Source organism: Streptomyces niphimycinicus, from assembly GCF_018883605.1.
GTDB lineage: Bacteria > Actinomycetota > Actinomycetes > Streptomycetales > Streptomycetaceae > Streptomyces > Streptomyces niphimycinicus.
Genome location: NZ_JAHLEM010000427.1, coordinates 1 through 5,494 on the forward strand (window position 1 = coordinate 1; position 5,494 = coordinate 5,494).

Below are 5,494 nucleotides of genomic sequence, written 5' to 3' on the forward strand. Positions count from 1 at the left end.
AGTCCTCGTGCCGGGTGTCGGTGGGCGTCGTCGGCCCCCTCGCGACCGCCGTCTCACCGGCGGCGGTCCACCAGAACAGGGCGGTCCGGCAGGGTCAGCGTGACCGCCGCACCGACCGGGAGCGTGGTCATGGCATGGGTCGGCACATCGGCCGTCACATCGCCGCCGTCGGCCGGCCGCACGGTCAGCCGCGTCGTCGCGCCCAGGAACGCCGCCCCCACGATCCGGGACGTCCCCTGTGCGTCCGCCGCGATCTCGACCGCCTCCGGCCGTACCAGTACGTCCACCTCGCCCGGTCCATGGGCGACCGCGGCGGCGCTCGGCAGGCTCCGGTGGACCGGCAGTGTGCGGCCGAGCACGTCCACGGTCCCGTCCTTCGCCCCGGCCCGGGCCGGGATCCGGCTCATCACGCCGACGAACTCCGCGACGAACGCGGTCACCGGGCGTGCGTACAGCTCCGCCGGAGGCGCGCACTGCTCCAGTCTCCCGGCACGCATCACCGCGACCCGGTCGGCCATGGAGAGGGCCTCTTCCTGATCGTGGGTCACGAACAGGGTGGTGATGCCCAGGCTCTGCTGGAGACGGCGAATCTCCTCACGGAGGGTCAGGCGTACGCGTGCGTCCAGCGCCGACAGCGGCTCGTCGAGCAGCAGCACGCGTGGCCGCAGTGCCAGGGCCCGCGCCAGGGCGATCCGCTGCTGCTGGCCTCCGGAGAGTTGATGCGGGAAGCGGCCGGCGTGCTGCTCCAGTCCGACCAGCTCCAGGAGTTCGGCGGCGCGAGCCCGCCGCGCGGCCTTGCCGACACCGCTCATCCGCAGCCCGAAGGCGACGTTGTCGATGGCGGTCAGGTGCGGAAAGAGGCTGTAGGACTGGAACACCATCCCCACATCGCGGCGGTGCGCGGGGACGCCGGTGATGTCCTCGCCGTCCACGAGCACCGTGCCCGAGTCGGGTCTCTCGAATCCGGCGAGGGTCCGCAGTGCGGTGGTCTTGCCGCAACCGGACGGGCCGAGCAGTGCCACGAACTCGCCCGGCTCGACGGTCAGGTCCAGGCCGTCCAGCGCGGTCGTGGCGCCGAAGGAGCGGCGCAGCCCACGGAACTCGACGCTGGTACCGGTCCGAGTGCCGGTTCCGGCCCCGGTCCCGGTCCCGGTTCCGGTCCCGGTCCGGCTGATGGTTTCGCGTTCGATGGTCCGGCTGGTCATGGGGTCTCCTTGGGATGGCGAGCGCGGCCGGCGGCGGCGATGAGCAGCAGCAGCACCCAGGTGACGAGCAGCCCCAGAACCGAGACGGCCACCGACATCTGGGCCTGCGAGCCGCTGATGGCGAGGATCCACACGGCGAACGGCTGGTAGCCGAGGATCGCGGCAACGCTGTACTCGCCGAGCACCAGCGCAAGGGTCAGGAATGCCGTATTGAGCAGCGCCCCGCGCAGGTTGGGCAGCACCACCTGGAACAGGGTGCGATGCCATGGCGCCCGGCAGGCCCGCGCGGCCTCGACGAGCAGGCGCAGGTCGATGGCGGCGAGCCCGGTGTCGAGCGTGCGGTACGCCAGCGGCAGCGCCATCAGCGTGTACGCGAGAACCAGCACCAGGGGAAAGCGCGGGTTCTGGAGCGCGACCAGGGCCTGGAAGACCGGCGTGCCGACGAAATGGTCCGATCCCCAGCGCAGCACCGCGCTGACCCCGGCGACCAGGGCGACAGCGGGTACGACCAGCGGCAGCAGGCACACGATCTCGACGAGTGTGCGCAGACGTGGCGCGGCCAGCCGTACCGTGACCAGAGCGGGCACCAGCAGACCCAGCACGAGCGCGATGGTGGCCGCGGCCAGTTTCAGGGTCAGTACGAGGCTGTCGGCGAAGCCGCCGGCGCTGAAGATGCCGGTGTAGGCGTCGATGCCGATGCGCTGACCTGGGACGCCCGCGCCGATGCTGAAGGCGATGGCGCAGGTGAGCGGGATGAGGAAGTACGCGCCGGCGATCAGCAGCACGGCGGCGCGCCCGTATCGGATCGTGGTCAGGCGAGCCATTTGGCACTCCTGCGCTGGAGTGGCACCTGAACGGCCACGACGAGCCCCGCGACCAGCACCATGTCGACGCCGAGCGCGAGCGCGACGTTGCCCTGGCCGACCAGGACGTTCCCGGACAAGGCGTCCGCGATCTGCATGGTGACCAGCGGTACCGAACTGCCGACCATCGCCGCGGCGGTCGCGTAGGCGCTGAACGCGGAGCCGAACAGCAGCACAAAGCCGCCGAGCAGCGATGGCATGAGGATCGGCAGCGCGATATGCGTCCAGTACCGGAAGGTGTTCGCGCCGTTGTTACGGGCGGCCTCCTGCCACTGCCGCCGCAGTCCCTCCAGAGCCGGGGTGAGCGTGAGCACCATGAGTGGAATGAGGAAGTAGAGGTAGACCAAGGTCAGGCCCCAGAAGCCGTACAGGCTCCAGCCGTGGCCGAGCAGGTGGAATCGGCTGGTCAGGACTCCGGCGTTGCCGAGCGTGGCCACGAACGCGAACGCGAGCGGCACACCGCCGAAGTTCGCCAGTACGCCCGACCCGGCCAGGACCGCCTCGCGCAGGGCGCGGAACCGCGAGGTCACGACCGCGTGGGCGATCGGCAGGCCGGCCACGGTGGCGATCAGCGCGGAGACGGCGGAGAGCTTGACGCTGCCGATCAACGAGGTCAGATAGGGACCGTGCAGCGAGGCGCTCATGTTCGCGCCGGTGAGGCGGGCCCCTCCCGGCTCGGACTCCGGTGTGGTGAGAGCGCCGTACACCATCGTCCCGAGCACCAGGCCGAACACCACGGCGGCGAAGGCGAGCAGCGGTGCGGCACCGAGCCAGCCCGCCACGCTCCGAACGCGCCACCGTACCGCCCCAGGGCGGGCCTTGCTGCCGTAGGAGCGGGCCGGAGTGTCGCCCCCGGCGGTCTGGACGGCACTCATCCGGCGACTGCCTTGGCCCAGCCCTGGACGACTGCCTGCTTGGCCTCGCTGATCTGGCCCTCGGTCGGGAAGGCGACCGTGCCCTTGCCGGGTGCCTGCGCGAGTTTGGCGGCGAGGGGCGCGTCGAGAGTGCCGGACTGCCGCATCGTCGGCATCAGCACGGGGCGGGCATGGCCCTTGAGCCACAGGTTCTGGCCCTCGGGGCTGTACAGGAACTCCTGCCACAGGCGGGCCGCGGCCGGGTGCGGTGCCCACTTCACGATCGCCTGCGAGTAGTACTCGGCGTACGCGCCGTCGGTCGGGATGCTCACCTTCCAGTCGACGCCCTTGCCGCGGAGGTCGTCCGCATACCCGGTGTTGAGGTAGTCCCAGGTGATGCTGATCGGCGTCTCGCCCTTCTGAATGGTCGCGGGGCTCGACTCGACGGGGTTGAAGTTGCCGGCCTTCTTCAGACGGGAGAAGAAGTCGAGGCCGGGCTTGATGTCGTCGAAGGACCCCTTCCGGGCGAGGGCCGAGGCGTAGACGGCGCCGAAGGCCGAACTGGACTTCGTCGGGTTGCCGGTCAGCGCGATCTGGCCCTTGTACCGCGGGTCCAGCAGCTCGGCGAAGGTCTGGGGACACTTCTTGACGCGGCCGGCGTCGCAGCCGATCGAGACATAGCCGCCGAAGTCGTTGTACCAGCGGGCCTGGGCGTCCTTCTGGGTCTTCGGGATCTGGTCGAACGCGCTGACCCGGTACGGCGCCAGCACGTTCTGCTCGGCCGCACTGATGGCGAAGGCGCTGCCCACGTCGAGTACGTCGGGAGACCGGTCCTGGCCCTTGCGGGAGGTGGCCGCGGTGATCTCGTCCTGGCTGGAGGCGTCGGGGTTCTCGACCTCGACCTTGATCCCGTACTTCTTCTCGAAGGTGTCGATGATCTCGCCGTAGTTCGCCCAGTCACGGGGAAGGGCGATGGCGTTCAACTTGCCCTCCTTCTTCGCGGCCGCGACCAGGGCGTCCATGCCGCCGAAGTCCTTTGCCGAGGTGGCGGTCGCGGCCTTGCTGCCGCTGCCGCTGCCCCCATTCGTGCTGGTCATGCCGCATGCGCTGAGTACGAGCGCGGAGACGACAAGGGAGCAGGCAAGGCCCGTCGAGCGAACGCGGTGCTGTCTCACTGGTTCTCCTGAGGTGCTGAAGTTGGCTGTACAACTTCAGCCATTACTCAGTAGGGTGGTGTCAGGGAGATGAACGCCCGCACACGGCTGCCCGACCTTCGCGGGAAGAAGCCATCCGCCGGCGGACAGGTGATCATCCCCGGTCGCCCGGCCGGGCGCGGGGAGCGGATAGGGTCACGCCGGAGCGGCGATGGCGGCCGAGGGAGAAGGAGAGCGACATGGCGGGCACGGACGGCAGAACGACCGGAGCCCGGTACCGACGGCTCGCCGCCGACCTGCGTGAGGCCATCGCTTCGGGCGCCTTCGGTTCGGACGGCCGGCTGCCCAGCGAGGAGCAACTCGCCCAGCAGTACGGCGTATCACGCGGCACCGTCCGTCAGGCGCTTTCCGTGCTGCGCGCCAACGGCCTGGTCACCTCCCGCCGTGGCACACGGCGCGTGGTGCTCGGCACCGCGCGCACGCAAAGCTTCATGGAGCTGATGAGCTTCACTCTCTGGGCGCGCTCGCTCGGAGAGGAGCCGGGCGGTCGCACGATCGACATCACCAGGTGTACAGCCAACCCCTTGGAGCGCGAGCAACTCGGCCTCGCGCCCGGGGCGGAGATCTACCGGGTGCTGCGGCTGCGGACGCTGTCGCGTGTCCCCATCATGATCGAGCGGACCATCTACGTGGAGCACGTCGGTGCCATGATCGCCGGCCTTGAGCCCGAGGCGATCTCCCACATCGAGCCGCTGACGGAGCAGGGGGTGGTGTTCGCCGACGCGGAACACACCGTCGACCTCGTCTATGCCGACGCCGAGGACGCGGAGCTGCTCGGCTGCGAGGAGGGCGCGCCGCTGATGCGGGAGCGTCGGCGGGCGACGGACCCGGCGGGCACGCCCTTGGAATGGTCGGAGGACCGCTACCTTCCGGGCACGGTTTCCTTCACCGTGCACAACTCCGTGGCCTCGACGGCGCTGTCGCGACGCCGGGCCTGACCGCGCGCGGAAGGACGCCGAGCCTTACCGTGCCGGAAGGGGGCGGCGGCGCCGGTGCCGCTGGTGCGCGAAACCGGCGGCGCCCGTTCAGCGGCACATCGGCGTCTCCTGGGCCGGTGCGGGCCGCAGCTTCTCCAGGAGCTCGGACCGCCGCCGGTGGTAGGTGTCGACGTTGTCCAGCTTGATCTGCTCGTAGCCGCGCACCAGGTCGGGGAGTTCCGCCAGCTCCACCACGGCGTCGAGATCGGCGGCGAGATCGGCGGCGGGCCTCGCGGCGGCCAGGGCTTCCAGGATGGTTTCGCGGTACTCCTGGATCAGCTCGCGCTCGACGCGGCGCAGGTGCGCGTAGCCGAAGACGTCCAGGCGGGTTCCGCGGACCTTGCGCATGGCCCGGAGGGTCCGGAACACCGGGCGGAACCA

At 70.4% G+C, this 5,494-nt stretch carries 6 protein-coding genes; 1 reads left to right on the forward strand and 5 read right to left on the reverse strand.

Going from position 1 to position 5,494, the window contains the following annotated elements:
• Nucleotides 1-53: 53 nt before the first annotated feature.
• From KN815_RS31650 to KN815_RS31665, 4 genes are read right to left on the reverse strand one after another with little or no spacing between them, the layout of a single operon-like run.
• Complete coding sequence (locus KN815_RS31650) at nucleotides 54-1,205, reverse strand: ABC transporter ATP-binding protein (protein WP_216345301.1); 1,152 nt, start codon at nucleotides 1,203-1,205, stop codon at nucleotides 54-56.
• Complete coding sequence (locus KN815_RS31655; RefSeq protein ID WP_216345302.1) at nucleotides 1,202-2,029, reverse strand: ABC transporter permease; 828 nt, start codon at nucleotides 2,027-2,029, stop codon at nucleotides 1,202-1,204. Before KN815_RS31655 ends, KN815_RS31650 begins: the two co-directional genes overlap by 4 nt.
• On the reverse strand, nucleotides 2,017-2,943 hold the full coding sequence (locus tag KN815_RS31660) for an ABC transporter permease (RefSeq protein ID WP_216345303.1): 927 nt from the start codon (nucleotides 2,941-2,943) through the stop codon (nucleotides 2,017-2,019). Before KN815_RS31660 ends, KN815_RS31655 begins: the two co-directional genes overlap by 13 nt.
• Nucleotides 2,940-4,019 carry an ABC transporter substrate-binding protein gene (locus KN815_RS31665; protein WP_216345304.1) on the reverse strand — a complete coding sequence of 360 codons (1,080 nt, stop codon included), beginning with the start codon at nucleotides 4,017-4,019 and terminating at the stop codon, nucleotides 2,940-2,942. The genes KN815_RS31660 and KN815_RS31665 overlap by 4 nt, the downstream gene beginning before the upstream one ends.
• A 296-nt stretch (nucleotides 4,020-4,315) precedes the next feature.
• Here KN815_RS31665 and KN815_RS31670 point away from each other — a divergent pair, with 296 nt between their 5' ends.
• Nucleotides 4,316-5,074, forward strand: coding sequence for a GntR family transcriptional regulator (locus KN815_RS31670; RefSeq protein WP_216345305.1), 759 nt, complete (start codon nucleotides 4,316-4,318; stop codon nucleotides 5,072-5,074).
• A gap of 87 nt (nucleotides 5,075-5,161) precedes the next feature.
• Here the strand turns inward: KN815_RS31670 and KN815_RS31675 are convergent.
• On the reverse strand, nucleotides 5,162-5,494 hold a 333-nt coding region (locus tag KN815_RS31675), incomplete at its 5' end, for a DUF6537 domain-containing protein (protein ID WP_216345306.1).